This window comes from Nitrospirota bacterium (assembly GCA_013388455.1).
Taxonomy (GTDB): domain Bacteria; phylum Nitrospirota; class Thermodesulfovibrionia; order Thermodesulfovibrionales; family SM23-35; genus JACAFF01.
In genome coordinates this window covers 1-18,872 of record JACAFF010000017.1, presented here as the reverse complement: position 1 = coordinate 18,872, position 18,872 = coordinate 1, and the positions used below count along the sequence as shown (strand labels likewise).

Annotated in this window: 11 protein-coding genes; all 11 read left to right on the top strand. The window is 39.0% G+C overall.

Annotated features, from left to right (window positions below; genetic code table 11):
• The first annotated feature begins 12 nt into the window (after positions 1–12).
• On the top strand, positions 13–957 hold the full coding sequence (locus tag HXY53_03980; protein ID NWF75727.1) for an acetyl-CoA decarbonylase/synthase complex subunit delta: 945 nt from the start codon (positions 13–15) through the stop codon (positions 955–957).
• Between the two features lie 24 nt (positions 958–981).
• Positions 982–2,337 (top strand): acetyl-CoA decarbonylase/synthase complex subunit gamma, encoded by a 1,356-nt coding sequence (locus tag HXY53_03975; GenBank protein ID NWF75726.1) that lies wholly within the window; start codon positions 982–984, stop codon positions 2,335–2,337.
• Between the two features lie 53 nt (positions 2,338–2,390).
• A complete protein-coding gene (gene cdhC / locus HXY53_03970; protein ID NWF75725.1) occupies positions 2,391–4,589 on the top strand; it encodes a CO dehydrogenase/CO-methylating acetyl-CoA synthase complex subunit beta in 2,199 nt (732 codons plus the stop codon).
• A 65-nt stretch (positions 4,590–4,654) separates the two neighbouring features.
• A complete protein-coding gene (gene cooS, locus HXY53_03965) occupies positions 4,655–6,661 on the top strand; it encodes an anaerobic carbon-monoxide dehydrogenase catalytic subunit (GenBank protein ID NWF75724.1) in 2,007 nt (668 codons plus the stop codon).
• Between the two features lie 87 nt (positions 6,662–6,748).
• On the top strand, positions 6,749–7,237 hold the full coding sequence (locus HXY53_03960) for an NAD(P)H-dependent oxidoreductase subunit E (protein ID NWF75723.1): 489 nt from the start codon (positions 6,749–6,751) through the stop codon (positions 7,235–7,237).
• 41 nt (positions 7,238–7,278) lie between these two features.
• Positions 7,279–9,612 (top strand): CBS domain-containing protein, encoded by a 2,334-nt coding sequence (locus tag HXY53_03955; GenBank protein NWF75722.1) that lies wholly within the window; start codon positions 7,279–7,281, stop codon positions 9,610–9,612.
• 28 nt (positions 9,613–9,640) lie between these two features.
• Positions 9,641–11,872: a CBS domain-containing protein gene (locus tag HXY53_03950; protein NWF75721.1), complete on the top strand. Its 2,232-nt coding sequence runs from the start codon at positions 9,641–9,643 to the stop codon at positions 11,870–11,872.
• Positions 11,873–11,887: 15 nt separating this feature from the next.
• Positions 11,888–13,972: a 4Fe-4S binding protein gene (locus HXY53_03945; protein ID NWF75720.1), complete on the top strand. Its 2,085-nt coding sequence runs from the start codon at positions 11,888–11,890 to the stop codon at positions 13,970–13,972.
• 24 nt (positions 13,973–13,996) lie between these two features.
• Positions 13,997–14,614: a 4Fe-4S binding protein gene (locus HXY53_03940; GenBank protein NWF75719.1), complete on the top strand. Its 618-nt coding sequence runs from the start codon at positions 13,997–13,999 to the stop codon at positions 14,612–14,614.
• A gap of 28 nt (positions 14,615–14,642) precedes the next feature.
• Positions 14,643–16,664, top strand: a complete 2,022-nt coding sequence (locus tag HXY53_03935; protein ID NWF75718.1) for a molybdopterin-dependent oxidoreductase — start codon at positions 14,643–14,645, stop codon at positions 16,662–16,664.
• 267 nt (positions 16,665–16,931) lie between these two features.
• The coding region (locus HXY53_03930; protein NWF75717.1) for a PAS domain S-box protein at positions 16,932–18,872 on the top strand (1,941 nt) is incomplete at its 3' end.

The window sequence follows — 18,872 nt, the reverse complement described above, 5'->3', positions numbered from 1 at the left end:
TTGGAGGATAAGATGGCTTTTACCCCACCGAAAGAGACATATTCAGGGAAAGTTTATCAAGTATCTATCGGAGATGATCCAAAAGAAATAAAATTCGGAGGGGAGAATGTCCTTAACCTCCATGTTTTTGATGGATCATGTCCTAATAGACCTTTAATCGCTTATGAAATACAGGATGTGCCTCCAATTGACTGGCCTGAAAATTTACAAAAACTATATGATGGTGTATCAAACGATCCTGTATCATGGGCAAAGTTTTGTCAGAATGATTTGCATGCTAAAACTATAGCGCTGAGGTTGATAAGCACACACCCAGACAGAGAAAATAGTCCACCTGAACATGCTGCTAAGACGGTAAGAGAAGTCCTTTCAGCAGTTGATGTTCCTTTAATTATACTTGGCAGTAACCATGCAGAGAAAGATGCTTCTATTTTGATTGCAGCTGCGGAGGCAGCAAAAGGAAGAAATTGTATAATTGGGAAGGCGCAGGAAGCAAATTACAAAACGATCGCTGCTGCTGCTATGGCACATAACCATAAATTAATTGCTATGTCCGAACTTGATATTAATCTATCAAAACAGTTGAATATTCTTATTACACAGATGGGTTTTGATAAAGAGAGAATTATTATCGATCCCATGTGTTCTGCCTTAGGTTATGGACTTGAATATACCTATTCAGTTATGGAGAGAATACGACTTGCAGCACTCACTCAGAACGATGTGACTATGCAGCAACCATTATTAGGGGATATAGGAATGTATGTATGGAAAGTAAAAGAAACTCAGGCCACTGAAGATGAAGTGCCACAATGGGGGAATGTTTCAGATAGAGGAATAGCATGGGAAGCTGTTACAGCAATGTCATTGCTTATTGCAGGAGCTGAACTTCTGATTATGAGGCATCCTAAAGCAGTTGAAGGAGTTGAGAAAATTATTGACGAATTAATAGGGTAGAAAGTTGTTAACGGAGGTAAAAGAATGGCTTTAACCGGTGTTGAGATATTTAAGCTGTTACCAAAAACAAACTGTAAAAAATGCGGATTTCCCACGTGTCTTGCTTTTGCAATGAAACTGGCACAGAGGCAAGCGTCGCTGGATGCATGTCCTGATGTCTCTGATGAAGCCAGACAAAAACTCGGAGAGGCTTCTGCACCACCAATAAGACCTATCACTTTTGGCATTGGTGAAAGATCTATAAAATTGGGGGAAGAGACTGTCCTTTTTAGACACGATAAAAGATTTGTTAATCCCTGTGCATTTGCATTAGAGATTAAAGACACACTTCCAGAGTCTGAAATAATAAAGAAGGTTGATGAAGTGCTTCATTCAGAAATTGACAGAGTGGGACAGAAACTAAGGATAGATGCGATAGCCCTTTTTAATGATTCAAATGATGCAGGAAAGTTTGAGTATGCTGTTAAGACGATTATTACAAAAGCACCTGAAGTGCCTCTGATTATTTGCACAGTTAACCCGCAATCTGCTGAGTCTGCGTTGAAGCTTTGTGCTGATAAAAGGCCTATAGTTTATGGAGTAAACAAAGACAATGTTGAACAGATAGTGCCAATTGTAAAAAAATACAATGCAATTGCTGGTGTTACTGTCTCATCAACTAATGGTGGTTTTGAAGCTCTCGTTTCATTAACAGAAAAGCTTCAATCTTCAGGAATATCTGATATGGTAATAGATTCAGGTGCAAGAAAGGCAAACGAAATATTGGAACATAACACATTGATAAGAAGATCAGCCATAAAAAAGAATTTTAAACCACTTGGATTCCCTGTGATCACTTTTGCTCAACGAGAAGACAGTCTTACAGAAGCACTTATAGCAGGTCTCGCTACTATAAAGTACTCTTCAATTATTGTTCTTAGCAGCATCGAAAAATGGAAGAACATAGTTCTGTTTACATTAAGACAGAATATTTACACAGATCCACAGGTCCCTATGCAGGTTGAACAGAAAATTTATAAACTTGGCGAACCAACTCCTGATTCCCCACTTATGATAACAACTAATTTCTCACTTACATACTTCATTGTTTCAGGAGAAATAGAAAACAGCAGGATCCCGAGTTATCTTGCTGTAATGGACTGCGAAGGACTTTCTGTTCTTACTGCGTGGGCAGCCGGAAAATTTACAGCAGGAAAGATTGCGCAATTCATCAAGGAAAGCGGAGTAGAGAAAGAAATAAAACATCGAGAATTAATAATTCCTGGATATGTAGCAATACTAAGTGGGGCAATTGAAGATAAACTTGATGGGTGGAAAGTCACTGTAGGACCAAGAGAAGCAAATGGCATTCCTGCATTTTTAAGAGTAAGGACAGCATAGAAATAGAAATTTTTTTAAATTTTGCTTTTCAATTTTAAATACAGGAGGAAGTAATGTCCAAGCTAATTGCCTCAGCCGCTATAAGAGGTGCCCATTTACTTGTCAAGAAGGCAGAAGATATGCTCGAAAAAAATATATCAGAAAAAGGCGAAAATTTTACTTTCGAGTTTCCCGATACAGCTTTTTATTTACCACTTATATATGCTATGACAGCTTTTCCAGTAAAGACACTATCAGATATGAGGGTTGCACTCGGGATGGCAAAAGAAATGTTACACCCGGAACCAGAAGAGAACTTGTGGAGACCATATCTCGGTGAAGCATTGGATTCAGGAATGGCATCACTTTTCGCAGAAGAGATTCTAATGGCACTTCGGTATATAAATAATCTTGAACCTTTTACAGACCCTGAGACTGGATATGTTTATAATGGATTTATTACTGATACTATTCAGAGGAATTTAGGCATTCAGCTTGTTGATGGAACTATGCCAGGTTTTGCAGCTATTATTGGAGCAGCTCCAGATGACGACACAGCTGTAAAGATAGTGCGAGAACTTCAGGAAAAGAATATCCTTACTTTTCTGTCAGGCCATGTTAATGGGAACAGCGTTACAAAGCAGCTTCTCAGGAAAGGTGTAGAACTGGGATGGGAGACGCGGATCGTGCCTGTAGGACCAGATACAGAGCATACGATATATCCATTGGACTGGTCAATAAGAGCTTCTCTTATTTTTGGAGGTAAAAAGCCGGGTGATTATAAAGCCCATCTCAAATATACGAAAGACAGGGTTTTTGCTTTTGCCCTGGTATTAGGGGATCTTGACGAAATAAAATGGACAACAGGTGCAGGTGCAATAAACATGGGATACCCAGCGGTCTGTGATACTGATGTGCCTGTCATACATCCAACAGGTGTATGTATTTATGAAGAAGTTGATAAAGAGCTGGATCACGATAAGATTGTCCAGAAGGCTATAGAGGTCAGAGGTTTAAAGATTATAGTTGAAAAACCACCAATTCCTGTTGCGTATGGTCCTGCATTTGAAGGTGAAAGAATTCGTAAAGAAGATATGTTCATGGAGTTCGGTGGTAACAGAACCCCCTCATTCGAATGGGTGCGGATGAAGGAAATGGATGAAATAGAAGATGGCAAGGTAATTATTGTTGGAAACGATTGGGAGGAGAAATACAATAAGGGTGGCCAAATGCCTCTTGGTATTGTAATAGATGTTGCTGGAAGAAAAATGCAGACAGATTTTGAATCGGTCATAGAGCGAAAAGTGCATTCCAATATCAATGAGGCACAAGGTGTGTGGCATATGGGTCAGCGTGATATTAACTGGCTTAGAATTAGCCATAATGCCAAGAAGGAAGGCTTTACTCTCGAACATCTTGGAATCATTAATATAACTATGATACATAATAGATTCAAAACTATTGTAGACAAAGTTCAGGTTACTCTTTATACTGATGAGGAAGACGTTCTGAGAATTCAGGAAGAGGCGAGGAAAGCTTACAGAGAAAGAGACCAGAGGCTCGGTGGTCTTACCGATGAAGCAGTAGATACCTTCTATTCATGTCTTCTCTGTCAATCATTTGCTCCAAGTCATGTGTGTGTTGTAAGCCCAGAAAGGCTCGGTCTATGCGGAGCTTTTAACTGGCTTGACTGTAGGGCAGCGTATGAGATTGATCCAACCGGAGGTAACCAGCCTATAATAAAAGGAGAGCTTCTGGATGCGCGTTACGGCAGATACTCTGGAATTGATGATTATCTGAAAAAGGCATCTGGTGGTTCAGTTGAGACGCTAAATCTATATACAATTATGGAAAATCCAATGACTTCCTGCGGTTGCTTTGAATGTATTGTAGCAATAATTCCTGAAGCAAATGGCGTTATGATTGTCCAGCGCGGGCATACTGGTATGACCCCTGTTGGAATGAAATTCTCGACACTTGCAGGAAGTGTTGGGGGAGGAACACAGAATCCTGGATTTATGGGTATAGGAAGAAACTTTATTGTCAGCAAGAAGTTTCTTGCAGGAGATGGTGGGATTAAAAGGATAGTCTGGATGACAAAGAATCTGAAAGAAGGCCTTAAAGAGGCTTTTAACAAGAGAGCTGAAGAAGAAGGAGTCCCAGACCTGCTTGATAAGATAGCCGATGAGACTATATGTGAAGACTCTGAAAAATTACTCGAATTCCTTACAAGTGTTGGACATCCTGCACTTGAGATGGAACCGATGCTATAAAGAAAGTTATCAGTTAATAGTCATTAGTCAAGAGTAAAAAGACAATGACTGATGACAGTTAACTAATGGCTTATTTAGATGGAGGTTATATGGACAAAATTATAAAGAGTGCAAATAAGGCATCTGAAGAAATTATAGAATGGGGTGAAACTCAAAATATACAGACATGTTTTGAACGGGCAGAAAAGAACAAACCCTGTCCGATTGGTGCTGCAGGGGCATGTTGCAAAATATGTCATATGGGACCATGCAGATTCGTGGGGCTAAATGCGGAAAATGAAGCAAGAGGAGTATGTGGTGCAACGCTACCAACAGTTTCTGCAAGGAATTTTTTAAGGATGGCTGTTGCAGGTGCATCTGCACACTCTGATCATGCCAGAGACATGGTATTTATATTGCTTGCAGTAGCAAATGGTGAGACAAAAGACTTCAGAATAACAGATGTTAGAAAACTATACAGAATTGCTGAAATACTCGAAATAGAATTTGAAGGACGTCAAGTGAATGATGTAGCAAGAGATGTTGCAACAAAGCTACTTGAAGATTTTGGAAGACAAAAAGGAGAACTGAACTTTATTAAGAGAGCACCTAAGAAGACACAGGAAAGATGGAGGAAATGGGGAATCATTCCGAGAGGTATTGACAGAGAAATAACAGAAGCAATGCATCGCACTCATATGGGTGTTGACCATGACCCTGATAATCTTCTCCTGAGCGCTTTGAAAGTATCAATTGCAGATGGGTGGGGCGGAAGTATGATTTCGACAGATATAACAGATATACTTTTTGGAACGCCTCATCCGGTAAAAGCAGAAGCAAGTTTCGGAATTTTCAAGGAGGATGAAGTCAACCTCGTAGTCCACGGACATGAACCTTCACTTGCAGAAGTGATTGTAGATGTTGTCAACGAGCCAGACATGATCGAATATGCAAAAACAAAAGGTGCAAAGGGAATAAATCTCGGTGGCATGTGCTGCACAGCTAATGAAGTACTGATGCGGCATGGTATTTCCACTGCTGGCGGTTTTACCAATCAGGAACTCGCTGTTCTTACAGGACTTATTGATGCAATAACAGTTGATGTGCAATGCATTATGCCTGCTCTGACAGAACTATCACAGAAATTTCATACAAAAGTAATAACTACTTCTTATAAGGCAAAGATACAGGGTGCTTTACACATAGAATATGACGAACACAGAGCAAGGGAGATAGCGCGTCAGATAGTCAGGACAGCTATTGATAATTTTTCTAACAGGAAAGGTAAAGGCAGTCATGTTACGGATAAATTTCCTGTAATAGCAGGTTTTTCACATGAATACATAGAATATATGCAAGGAGGGAGATGGCGCGCGTCATTCAGGCCTTTGAATGATGCGATAATAGCTGGAAGAATTCGTGGTGTTGTTGGGCTTGCAGGATGTGATAATCCACGGGTTCCGTCACAGGGTCTTCATCGTTTTCTTGCGATTGAATTAATTAAGAATGATGTGCTTATAGTATCAACAGGTTGTGGTTCACATGCCTGCGGGACTGCTGGATATCTTACTCCAGAGATGGCTCTTGAAAATGCAGGGCCTGGTTTACGGGAGGTATGTGAAGCAATAGGAATTCCTCCTATTCTTCACCTTGGTTCTTGTGTGGATAATTCAAGGATTTTAACTATAGCAGCTGCAATGGCTGCCGAAGGCGGTCTTTCTGACGAAATAGGAGGAATGCCGGCAGTAGGCATTGCACCCGAGTGGATGTCCGAAAAGGCAATTTCAATCGGATGCTATTTTGTTGCATCAGGTGTACCTGTTATATTCGGAGGAGAATCCCCGGTTGGAGCAAGCAAAGAAGTGACAAAGATAATGACAGAAGTATGGTTTGAGAGATTTAAGGGTGCGCTTCATTTCGAGCCTGATCCAGAAAAGATACTTGAGCTCACTTTAGATTACATTGATAGAGCGAGGGATGCACTGAAACTCAGGAAATATCAACCTGGCAGATTCGGGGTAGAAAGAGTTTTGATGGATATGGCTGCAAGGCGCGAGCTTGAAAAAGGTGCAAAACCACATCTTGGATTATAATCAAGAAAGTCAATAGTCATTAGTCAGTAGTCAATATTTAGAATGACCGATGACTTAATGACCGGTGACTGGAATTTTGGAGGTTATATGGATGTAGAAGAGATTAATATTGATGAACAGATTGGCGGAGTTAGCAGAATAATCGGTGAACAGGAGGCGAGAAGAGGAATACTCATCCATGCATTACAGCAGATACAGGAAGAAGAAGGTTATCTACCGGAAGAAGTTTTGAGAAAGCTTTCCAAAAAGCTTAATATTGCATTGTCCGAGATATACAGTGTTGCAAGTTTCTATAAGATGTTTCATTTTAAACCGAGAGGAAGGAAAATTGTAAAAGTCTGTCTGGGTACAGCATGTTACGTAAGAGGGTCAAAGAAAATTTTAACAGCTCTTGAAACTGAATTCAATGTAAAGAGTGGAGATACCACTGATGATCTTGCTATGACACTTGAGACAGTTGGATGTGTGGGTTGCTGTGGTCTTGCTCCTGTTACTACCATCAATGATGAAGTAACAGGAGAACTTATAGGTGAGAAGAAAATAGAAGCCTTAATTAAATCGATAAAAGAAGATTAGAGAAGCCTTTAAAATAATACATTTAAAAAGGAATTGGTATCATGGAAAGATTGCATTCCATAAGTGAGCTTGCAGACCTCAGATCTATTCTTCGGAGTGATATCTTCAGCCCTGATAAAAATATTCTCAAAGTCTGCTGCGGGTTGCCTTGCAGTACACTGGGGTCTCATAAAGTGGCAGATGCATTGCAGAAAGAGGCGGCAACGAGTAATTTTCAGATTGAGGTGATCAAGACAGGGTGTCAGGGACTCTGTCAAAAAGGACCTCTTATAAAAGTTAAGCCTTATGGCTTTTTCTATCAGAAGGTTCATGCTGACAAAGCACAAGATATTATTAACAGAACATTCGTGATGAGAGAACCCGTCAGAGAACTTCAATACCGTGATTCTTTTATTGATACACCAAAAGCTTCCCAGAAAGAAGTTCCTTTCTATACTAAACAATTAAAGATTGCTCTCAGAAATACAGGCGAGATAGATCCGTTTAATATTTATCATTATATAGCAGTCGATGGTTACAAGGCTATTGAAAAAATACTCTTAGAGATGAGTCCTGAACAGGTAATAGAAGAGGTAAGAAAATCAAATATTAGAGGGCGTGGAGGAGCAGGATTCCCGGCAGGTGTAAAATGGGCTCATGCTAAAAGGGCTGACGGTAATATAAAAATAGTTATAGCCAATGGTGATGAGGGGGACCCTGGTGCTTTTATGGACAGGTCTATCATGGAAGGTGATCCCCATAGCCTTCTTGAAGGAATGCTCATCTGTGCTTATGCAATTAATGCTCAATATGGGTTCATTTACGTTCGTCATGAATATCCTCTTGCCATTAAAACATTAAAGACAGCTATCAAGCAGGCAGAGGAAATAGGGCTTTTAGGAAAAAATATCCTCGGGACTGGATTTGATTTTACAGTTCATATCAGGGAAGGGGCGGGTGCCTTTGTCTGTGGAGAGGCAACTGCACTTGTTGCATCAATAGAAGGCAGGAGAGGTTATCCACATGCGAGACCACCAAGGGTATCAGAACCAGGAGGTGGACCCTGGGGTTACCCTGCTAATCTTAATAACATAGAAACCTATGCCTGTATCCCTCCGATCATCAACAACGGTGCAGACTGGTTCTTAAATATAGGCACATCAAGTTCATCTGGTACAAAGGTATTTTCACTGGCTGGTAAAGTCAAAAATACAGGACTTGTTGAGGTTCCCATGGGTATTACTTTAAGAGAGATTATATTTGATATCGGTGGTGGCATTATAGGTGATAAAAGATTCAAGGCAGTTCAGACTGGAGGTCCTTCAGGTGGATGTATTCCAGAAAAATATCTTGATATACCTGTAGACTTTGATTCATTAACAAAATTAGGTTCAATTATGGGATCTGGTGGTATGGTTGTTATGGATGAAGATAATTGCATGGTTGATGTTGCAAAATTTTTCCTTTCTTTCACACAGGCGGAATCATGCGGAAAGTGTCCACCTTGTAGGATTGGAACATATCAGATGTTGCAGTTACTTGAAAAGATAACTTCAGGCAATGGTGAAGCAGGAGATATTGAGAAGTTAAAGAGACTGGGGGAACTCGTTATATCAGGTTCACTCTGTGGTCTTGGTAAGAGTGCACCGAATCCAGTTCTTACGACTATTAAATATTTTCAGGAAGAATACGAAGAGCATGTAAGAGATAAATATTGTAGGGCAAAAGTATGCAATCTTGGATTTTTCTGGATTGACCATAATGAATGCATACTTTGCGGTCTTTGTAAGCAAGCATGTGCTTTTGATGCCATAAAGGAGACAAGAAGGAGTTTCTTTATCGACAGAAATTATTGTACAAAATGCAAGGCCTGCTATAATGTTTGTCCTGTTAAAGCTGTAAAGATAATGAAACAGGAATACATAAGACTCGAAGAAGAGTTAAAATTGCCTTTTGAAACAATCGAGCTCGTTGAAAGGAGAAGAAAAATGAAACTAAAGCATATCTTGGAAGCAAGGCCATATGAGATTGTAACCATTCATAAAGATCTGACAATTTCAGATGCAGTGCACTTAATGGCCCAGAGGAATATCAGTGGATTATTTGTTGTTGACGAAAATGAGAAACTGGTAAGTCTGTTTACTGAGAGAGATATAGTGCGGTGTGTATTTAATAATATCCCATTTAATGAAACTCTTGAATCAATAAAGTCGAGGGAAATAACAACTTTTGATCCATCTACTGAAATTAGTTCTGCAGTAGCTATAGCTTCAAGAAAAGGGATCAGACATCTACCTGTTGTCGAGGGGGACAAGATTATAGGAATGATTACTTACAGGGATCTGATTTCATATTTACTTCCAGAGATATGTTTTATGGCAGAAACGATGTATTGAATTAATTAAAGAGTAATTGCGGGATTAAATGATAACAGTAGACAATATACACAGACTAAACAAAATTAGTGAACTTGCTGATTTACGTGAGCTCATCTCCAGAGAAGAAATACTGGCTCCTGGGAAAAACAGAATAAGGAACTGCTGCGGTACGGCATGCAGGGCGAATAAATCCCTTGAAGTGGCAGAAAGTTTAAAAGAAGAAGCAGAGAAAAGCGGCATTGATTTAGAGATAGTAACTACAGGATGCCAGGGACTCTGTCAGAAAGGTCCTGTGATGAGTATTGAACCTCATGAATTTTTTTATCAAAAAGTAAAACATCATAGTGTTCGTGATATTATTTCTGCAACCTTTTTTGAAGATTCTCCAGTCAGGAAGCTTCTTTATAGAGGTAATTTTCTCGATAAACCAATTGAAAATATGGAAGATGTTCCATTCTATAAGAAACAGATGAGGATTGCTTTGAGTAATAATGGCAAGATTGATCCTGCTAATATTTATCATTATATAGCTGTTGGAGGCTATAAAGCTGTTGAAAAGATGTTCTCTTCAATGACTCCTGATCAGGTACTTGAAGAAGTAAAGAAGGCTAATATTAGGGGAAGAGGTGGTGCAGGTTTCCCTGCAGGGGTAAAATGGGCTCATACGAAAAAGGCTCCTGGCAATATTAAGATGGTTATTGCAAATGGAGATGAAGGAGATCCAGGTGCTTTTATGGATAGGTCTATCATGGAGGGTGATCCCCATAGCCTTATTGAAGGCATGATTATATGTGCTTATGCTATCGGGGCTAGTTACGGTTTTATATATGTTCGTCATGAATATCCGCTTGCTGTTAAAAATCTCAAGATTGCAATTGAACAGGCTGAAAAGTTGGGACTTTTAGGAGAAAACATTTTAGGAACAGGTCTTAATTTTACTATTCATATAAGAGAGGGTGCGGGCGCTTTTATTTGTGGTGAGGCAACAGCACTTATAGCTTCTATAGAAGGCAGGAGGGGCTTCCCTCATCCAAGACCGCCAAGGGTTTCAGAGCCAGGAGGAGGGCCATGGGGCTATCCTGCGAACCTTAATAACGTTGAGACATATGCGTGTATCCCTTCCATTATCGAAAAAGGGGCAGACTGGTTTCTTAGCATCGGAACAGAAAACTCTCCAGGAACCAAGGTATTTGCCTTGACAGGAAAAGTCAAAAATACAGGACTTGTTGAGGTTCCCATGGGTATTACTTTAAGAGAGATTATATTTGATATCGGAGGAGGTATCCTGGGGAATAAAAAATTCAAAGCGGTTCAGACTGGAGGTCCTTCAGGTGGTTGTATTCCTGAAAAGTATCTTGATCTACCAGTTGATTTTGATTCGCTTAATAAAGTAGGTTCTATTATGGGTTCAGGCGGAATGGTAGTGATGGATGAAGATAACTGTATGGTAGATGTAGCTAAGTTCTTCCTTTCATTCACACAATCTGAATCCTGTGGAAAATGCATTCCATGTAGAATTGGAACATACCAGATGTTACAGATACTTGAAAAGATAACATCAGGCAAGGGTGAACCTGGAGATATTGAAAAACTTGAGAGATTAGGAAAGAATATTAAAGCAAGTTCATTATGTGGGCTTGGACAGAGTGCACCGAATCCTATACTTACAATAATCAAATATTTCCGTGAAGAATACGAGGAACATATACATGATAAATATTGCAGAGCCAAGGTCTGCAATATAGGGATGCTGAAAATCGAACAAGAAGAATGTATCCTCTGCGGACTATGTAAACAGGCGTGCGCTTTTGATGCAGTAAAAGAGACCAGAAGAAGTTTTTTTATTGTCATGCATTACTGCACGAGATGTAAAGCCTGCTATCATGTCTGTCCTGTTGGTGCAGTGAAGATTATAAAAGAAAAATATATAAAGCTTGAAGAGAAACTTAAAATACCTGCTAATAATGTCGAATTAATGGAAAAGAGATGTAAAATGACTTTAAAAGATATACTTTTATCAAAACCCCATGAAATTTACTCCATTAATAAAAATCAAACTATTAAAGATGCAATGGACACAAATATTACAACATTCAGTCCTTCGATGGCTATAAATGCAGCGATAGCTATTTCAAGCAGAAAGAATAAGAGGCATTTGCCAGTTGTTGAAGAAGATACAATTCTGGGAATGATTACGGTTAGAGACCTTATCTCTTATCTGCTTCCTGAGATATCTTACATGGTAGAATCCAGAGTTGATGTTAATATGCTTAAATGATACAATGAAAAAACAATGAAAAGATTAAACAGTGTAAAAGAACTTATTAGCCTCCGTGAATATTTACAAAAAGACGGTGTCTTAGAACCGGGGAAAAAGAGGATAAGAGTTTGTTGCGGAACAGGCTGTAAAGCAAATAAGTCTTTAAAACTATTAGAGGAACTTAAAAACGCTGCTAACCAGAGTGCAACCGATGTTGAAATAATATCAACAGGTTGTCAGGGTCTATGCCAGAAAGGCCCTGTTATGATAGTTGAGCCACAGGAATATTTTTACCACAGGGTTCAACCTCAAAGGGCAAGAGACATCATTGTGCGGACAATAGAGGGAGAAAAACCCATAATGGATCTCCTTTACCGCCAAACTTATGGAGAAAGGGCATATCATATTAATGAGGTTCCTTTTTATAGCAAACAGAAAAGAGTAGCACTTCGCAATAATGGAAGAATAGATCCAACTAATATTTATCACTACATTGCAATTGGTGGTTATAGAGCTCTGGAGAAAGCATTTCTTCAGATGACTCCTGATCAGGTTCTTGATGAGGTTGATAAGGCAAATCTCAGAGGACGTGGTGGTGCTGGTTTCCCTGCTGGTAAAAAATGGAGACATACAAAAAGGTCTCCTGGCTTAAAATTTGTAATAGCAAATGGCGATGAGGGTGATCCGGGAGCTTTTATGGATAGATCAGTTATGGAAGGTGATCCTCACAGTTTACTTGAAGGCATGATTTTATGTGCATATGCAATAGGTGGAAGGCACGGAATTATTTATGTGCGTCATGAATATCCTCTGGCTGTTCAGAACCTCGGTATTGCTATAAAACAGGCTGAAGAGGTGGGACTTTTGGGCGAAAATATACTTGGAACCGATTTAAGTTTTGATATAAGGTTAGCTCAAGGTGCAGGCGCCTTTGTATGTGGTGAATCAACCGCCCTTGTTGCATCTGTAGAAGGAGATAGAGGATTTCCAAGGCCAAGACCGCCAAGATTATCTGAAAAAGGAGGCGGTGTATGGGGTTATCCTACAAATCTTAATAATGTAGAAACATATGCTTGTGTTCCATATATTATTGAGAAAGGTGCAGACTGGTTCCTCAGCATCGGGACCCAGAATTCGCCCGGTACCAAAGTATTTGCATTAACAGGAAAGGTTGTGGACACAGGGTTAATTGAAGTTCCGATGGGAATAACGCTGAGGGAAATTATATACGATATTGGTGGTGGAATTCTCCATGATAAAAAATTTAAGGCAGTTCAGACAGGAGGTCCTTCAGGTGGATGTATTCCAGAAAAATATCTTGATATACCTGTAGACTTTGATTCATTAACAAAATTAGGTTCAATTATGGGTTCGGGCGGTATGGTAGTGATGGATGAAGATAACTGCATGGTTGATGTTGCAAAATTCTTTCTATCCTTCTGTCAGGCAGAATCATGTGGTAAATGCCCTCCATGCAGAATCGGAACTTACCAGATGATGCAGATACTTGAAAAGATTACATCGGGGAATGGAGAATCTGGAGATATCGAGAAGCTTGAGGAATTAGGTAAAAAGGTTAAAGAGGCTGCTCTGTGCGGGCTTGGGAATTCAGCTCCAAATCCTGTTTTATCAACAATAAAATATTTCCGTGAGGAATATGAAGAACATGTTTTTCAAAAATACTGCAGGGCAAAAGTATGTTCTGGCCTTGGAATTCTCTCTATAAATACTGATATATGTTATCAGTGCATGAGGTGTATGGATGTGTGTCCGTTTGATGCGATAAAGGAATCAAAAGAAGGTGGTTTTTACATAGATCAGGTTTACTGTCAAAGATGTCAGGCTTGTTATATGGTATGCCCACTTGGGAGCATCGAAATAAATTCTCAGCCTGTTCCAACTATTGACAAGGAAATATGTTATATGTGTGGACGTTGCAATGATGTCTGCAGGGTAAATGCTATAAAACAGACATCAACAGGTTATATAATCGATAGCTATGCTTGCAAACGTTGCGGCGATTGTTATAATGTATGTCCCCTTGGAGCAATAAAATTTGAAGAAGCAACTCCACTGTCTGTTAATCCCATAAGTAAGGGAGAAATTAAAGGGAAGTAATTCTCAAGATTTTCTGGAGGCACAATGAGTGAAGAGACTGTAACAGAGCAAAAGGAAAAAAAGATTGAAGATATAAAGAAAGAAGCAGAGCAGAAGGCTTGTGCTGTGCAGAGTGCTTTACATTTTATTCAGGAATTTCTTGCAGGTCCTATGTGTGGAAAATGTTATCCATGTGCTCTCGGAACAGGAGAAGCTAAAATCAGGCTGCTCAGGATAAGTCAGCATCTTGACGATGTTAGCGAAAAAGATATAGAAGCCCTAAAGAGGATTGGGTCAATTATGAGTGAAGCTTCTTTTTGTAAGAAAGGAAAAGATACTGGAAGATTTCTTGTTGAAATAATTACATCCAGAGAAGAAGAATTCAAGGAACATATATCCGGTAACTGCCAGAAAAAGGAATGTATCAGTCTGATCGAATATGTAATAAATCCAGTTCTTTGCATAATGTGCGGGAAGTGTGCAGAAATATGTAAATACAATGCAATAATAGGTGAGACAAAAAAACCATATCTTTCTGGATATCTGCCTTTTGAGATAAGACAAAAAAGATGTACAAAATGTGGTGAATGTGTAAAGGTCTGTCCCACAGGGGCTATTGAGGTAGTAACAAAACTCAAAGAAGAATTAGTGAGCCAAGAATAATCATATAATAAAATAATAGGAGGACTTGATGGAGAAACTGGTCAAACTCCAGATAGATGGAAAAGAGATCGAAGCACCGGCCGGGATGAATTTAATTGATGCTGCAGAACTCGCAGGCATACATATCCCGAATCTCTGTTATCTGAAAGGAATGAAAGGTATAGGAGCTTGCAGGCTTTGCCTTGTTGAGGTGGAAGGACTAAAGGCGCCTGTTATTGCCTGTAATACTAAAGTTAAAGATGGAATGGTCGTGAATACAAAGACAGATAAAGTTCAGGAAATCAGGAAATTTGTAATAGATTTAATTCTGTCTATGCATCCTCTGGATTGCATGACGTGCACAAAGGCAGGAGTATGTAATCTCCAGAAATATGCCTATGATTTTGAACTAAAAGAATCCTCTTTTATGAGAAAAAAGTTTGGCTATCCAGTAGATGAAGCAAATCCTTTTATAAAGAGAGACCCGGAATATTGTATCTTATGTGGAAGATGTGTGCGGGTATGTAAAGAACAGGGAACAAATGTTCTTGAATTTATGGGCAGGGGTATCGAATCAAAAGTTATTACTGCAAATGACAAACCGCTTCAGGAATCTGGATGTACATTCTGCGGAAGTTGTCTTGATGCATGCCCTGTGAATGCACTTCTGGAAGCAGATCGCTGGAGAAAAGGAAGAGAATGGGAATATGAGAAAATAGACTCTGTTTGTCTTTTATGCGGAAACGCCTGTGATATAAAAGTCAGCACCAATGATGGCAGGATTCAAAAAATTAATGCAGGAGCAAAAGCAGGTTCAGCAGAACGGTATATCTGTGCTTATGGAAGATATGGGTTTGACTGTATTGAAGCAGGGTCACGTCTTACTGCGCCAATGAAAAAAGTTGATGGAGAACTCAAAGAGACCACGTGGGATGATGCACTTCATCTTGTTGCTGAGAGACTAAAAAAAGCTGGTAAGGAGGCTGGTTTTATAAGTGTTGCAGGAATACAGAATGAAGATGCTCTAACACTAAAGAAGTTTGCTCATGATGTTGTGAAGACTAAGAACATAGATACAACCGTCAGCCTTTACGCTGAGAGTAATTCTCTAAGAAAATCTCAGACAGCAGAAATAGATAATGCAGATCTTATAATCCTCTCAGGACTCAATCCATCTCAGTGGGAGAGGATTCTGCCTGCGATTGATGCTGCAGTGAGAAGAAGGGTTAATCGTGGGGCGAAACTTGTTGTTATCAACTCATCTGAAGCAAAAATAGGAGAGGTAGCAAATGTTTCTCTTATAGGAAATGAGATTTCAATTATCAAGCGCATAATAAAGGCTCTAATTCAGAAAGGACTCAAGGCAGATAAAAAACTTATATCTGAAGTTAAAAATGTAGAGATTACAGAAGAAATCGAAAAAGCAGCAACCTTAATTCATGAAGCAAAAAGTCCAGTTATTCTTGCTTCTCCATCATTATTTGATGCATCTGCCAATATAGCTTTGATAAAGGGTAAGATTATCTGTGTCCCCTTAGAAAGTAATGCGCGCGGCGTAATACTTATGGGTCTAACTACACTGGGTAAGACATATCAGGACATGATATCTGATGGAATGAAAGTCCTTTACACAGTTGGAGAAGTTCCTCTTAACAAAAGGCCGAAAACAGATTTTCTCATTGTACAAAATTCACATCTTAATGAGCTCGCAAAGCAGGCAGATGTTGTTCTTCCATCAGCAACATTCTTCGAATCTGCTGGCACAATGATAGATTATCTGGGAAGGATAAAATATCTACCGAAGATAATAGAACCGCAGGGTGAATCAAAAAGCCATAAAGATATTTTCATTAAACTTGCAAAGGAAATGGGAGTAACAATAAAAAAGGTTACTGAAGCTGAAGTTAAAAAGGCAATTAAAATAAAAGAAAAGCTGCCAATCGGTTTATTTATAAAGAAAGAAGGCCTGGAGATATCTCCTGAAGAAGTGATAGAGTCAATAAACGCATCAGTCATTAATGGTTCACGACTTCTATGGCTTAAGGAGACTGAAAAAGCGGTTAGTGCATAATTTTTAAACCAGATTATATATAAACTATAGCTAACAAGACATAGTATTTTCGCTTATTTTCGGTCTTAGACATCCGAGGTATTCCACCCGAATAATGCAATTAAAATAATGCCGGTGTTGCGAGAAGATTTATTTAGCGATAAGATGATAGAAACTCTGGATGGTCAATTGCATTTTTCAGGTCAATTAGCCAATTGAATTGTGAGATAAAAAGTGATATGCTCCAATAAAAATAATTATTGAAGTTGGACTAAGAAAATCATTTTTATGAAAAAACAATTTCTTATAGCAGTTGTTGTAATTGTGAGTTTATTCTTTATCGCCGCTGGTTATCTGTATTACCTGTCTGAAAAAAAGATTCATCGCCAAATTGTAGAAAACGAACTTAAGGCAATTGCAAAACTCAAAGCAGATCAGATTGCTAAATGGTTCCAAGAACGTTACGGTGATGCCTCTGTGATTTCAAATTCACCTTTTATGCGAAGGGCGTTTAAAGAATGGATTAAAAATCCTGAGGATCAGGTATTAAAAGACGATATTATTGAACGATTGAGTCTTGCTAAAAACAATTGGGGATATGAAGATATTTTTCTTTCTAATTTAAAAGGGAATTTGCTACTTTCAATCGTTCCAGAAAATAAAAAATTTGATCCGATTACATCAGAAAAAATCTCAGAAGCAATTAGGAAAGGAAAGATTCTTTTTTCTGATTTTTATTATTGTTCTATGCACAGCAGAATCCATATAGATATGTTTGCTCCTGTATTTGACGGAAAGAAGGTGCCGTTTGTCGTATTAATATTCCGCATTGCTCCTGGAGACTATCTTTATCCACTTATCCAGTCATGGCCAATACCAAGTAAAACAGCAGAGACTATACTTGTCCGGAGAGAAGGAGAAAATGTGCTTTTTTTAAACGAACTACGCCATAGAAAAAATACTGCCATGAAATTACGTATACCCCTTACAGAAAAAAATATACCATCAGTAAAAGCAGTCCTGGGGTATGAAGGTATTTTTGAAGGTAAAGACTATAGAGATGTTGAGGTAATTGCTTATATACGCGGTGTTCCGGGGACTCCCTGGTATATGGTTGCAAAAGTCGATAAAAAGGAAATATATTCTGAGCTTTATTATCGAACAGGAACAATCATTGGTTTTACTATTATGATGGTACTGTTGATTGCGACAGGAACGTCATGGTTATATCGTTCCAGACAAAAGGATTTATACAGGGATTTATTTTTAAAAGAAAAATACCTGCGAGAAGCTCAGGAAGAATTTCGCACAACACTCTACAGTATTGGCGATGCAGTCATTACAACCGATACAAGAGGTATTGTCAGGCATATGAATAAGGTTGCAGAAGAGTTGACAGGTTGGAAAGAAACAGAAGGCTCAGGCAAACTGCTTGAAGAGGTCTTTCATATTATTAACGAAGATACCCGCTCTAAGGTTGAAAATCCTGTTCAGAGGGTCTTAAGGGAAGGATTAGTTGTAGGACTTGCAAATCATACTCTTTTAATTTCAAGAGATGGAAGAGAAATTCCTATTGCTGACAGTGGAGCACCTATTCATGATGAAGAAGGCAATACTGGCGTAGTGCTTGTATTCAGGGATCAGACTCAAGAACGAAAAACACAAAAGGCACTTAAGGAAAGCGAAGAGACATATCGCAATCTTTTTCAGAATGCACAAGTAGGTCTATTTAGAACAAGGATTTCAGATGGGAAAATTCTTGAAAGTAATGAGCAACTTGCAAAAATGTTTGGTTATGATAGCAGGGAAGAATTTATTAGAGAATATGTCACATCACCCAATTATGTTGACCCTGGGACTCGGGAAAAGATGTTAAAGGAGATAAAGGAAAAAGGGCTCGTTGAAAATTTTGAAGCTCGCTTTTATCGGAAGGACGGCTCTATTTTTTGGGCAAAGTATTCAGCAAAAATTTACCATGATAAAGGCTGGATTGAGGGAGTTGCAGAGGATATCACAGAGCGTAAGAGGACAGAGGAAGAATTGCAAAAGTATAAACAACAACTGGAAAGATTAGTTGAAGAGCGAACAGTCCAGCTAAAAACTGCCAACGAGGAACTTGAAGCATTTGTCTATTCTGTCTCTCATGATCTTCGAGCACCTTTGAGGGCAATAGATGGGTTTACAGAGATACTTCAGAAGGAATACATTCAGAAGCTTGATGAAGAAGGA

What these genes read in the sequence shown, in the direction of transcription:
- HXY53_03980 (NWF75727.1), top strand. Translation starts at nt 13, where the DNA reads ATGGCTTTTACCCCACCGAAAGAGACATATTCAGGGAAAGTTTATCAA.
- HXY53_03975 (NWF75726.1), top strand. Translation starts at nt 982, where the DNA reads ATGGCTTTAACCGGTGTTGAGATATTTAAGCTGTTACCAAAAACAAAC.
- cdhC (NWF75725.1), top strand. Translation starts at nt 2,391, where the DNA reads ATGTCCAAGCTAATTGCCTCAGCCGCTATAAGAGGTGCCCATTTACTT.
- cooS (NWF75724.1), top strand. Translation starts at nt 4,655, where the DNA reads ATGGCTTATTTAGATGGAGGTTATATGGACAAAATTATAAAGAGTGCA.
- HXY53_03960 (NWF75723.1), top strand. Translation starts at nt 6,749, where the DNA reads ATGGATGTAGAAGAGATTAATATTGATGAACAGATTGGCGGAGTTAGC.
- HXY53_03955 (NWF75722.1), top strand. Translation starts at nt 7,279, where the DNA reads ATGGAAAGATTGCATTCCATAAGTGAGCTTGCAGACCTCAGATCTATT.
- HXY53_03950 (NWF75721.1), top strand. Translation starts at nt 9,641, where the DNA reads ATGATAACAGTAGACAATATACACAGACTAAACAAAATTAGTGAACTT.
- HXY53_03945 (NWF75720.1), top strand. Translation starts at nt 11,888, where the DNA reads ATGAAAAGATTAAACAGTGTAAAAGAACTTATTAGCCTCCGTGAATAT.
- HXY53_03940 (NWF75719.1), top strand. Translation starts at nt 13,997, where the DNA reads ATGAGTGAAGAGACTGTAACAGAGCAAAAGGAAAAAAAGATTGAAGAT.
- HXY53_03935 (NWF75718.1), top strand. Translation starts at nt 14,643, where the DNA reads ATGGAGAAACTGGTCAAACTCCAGATAGATGGAAAAGAGATCGAAGCA.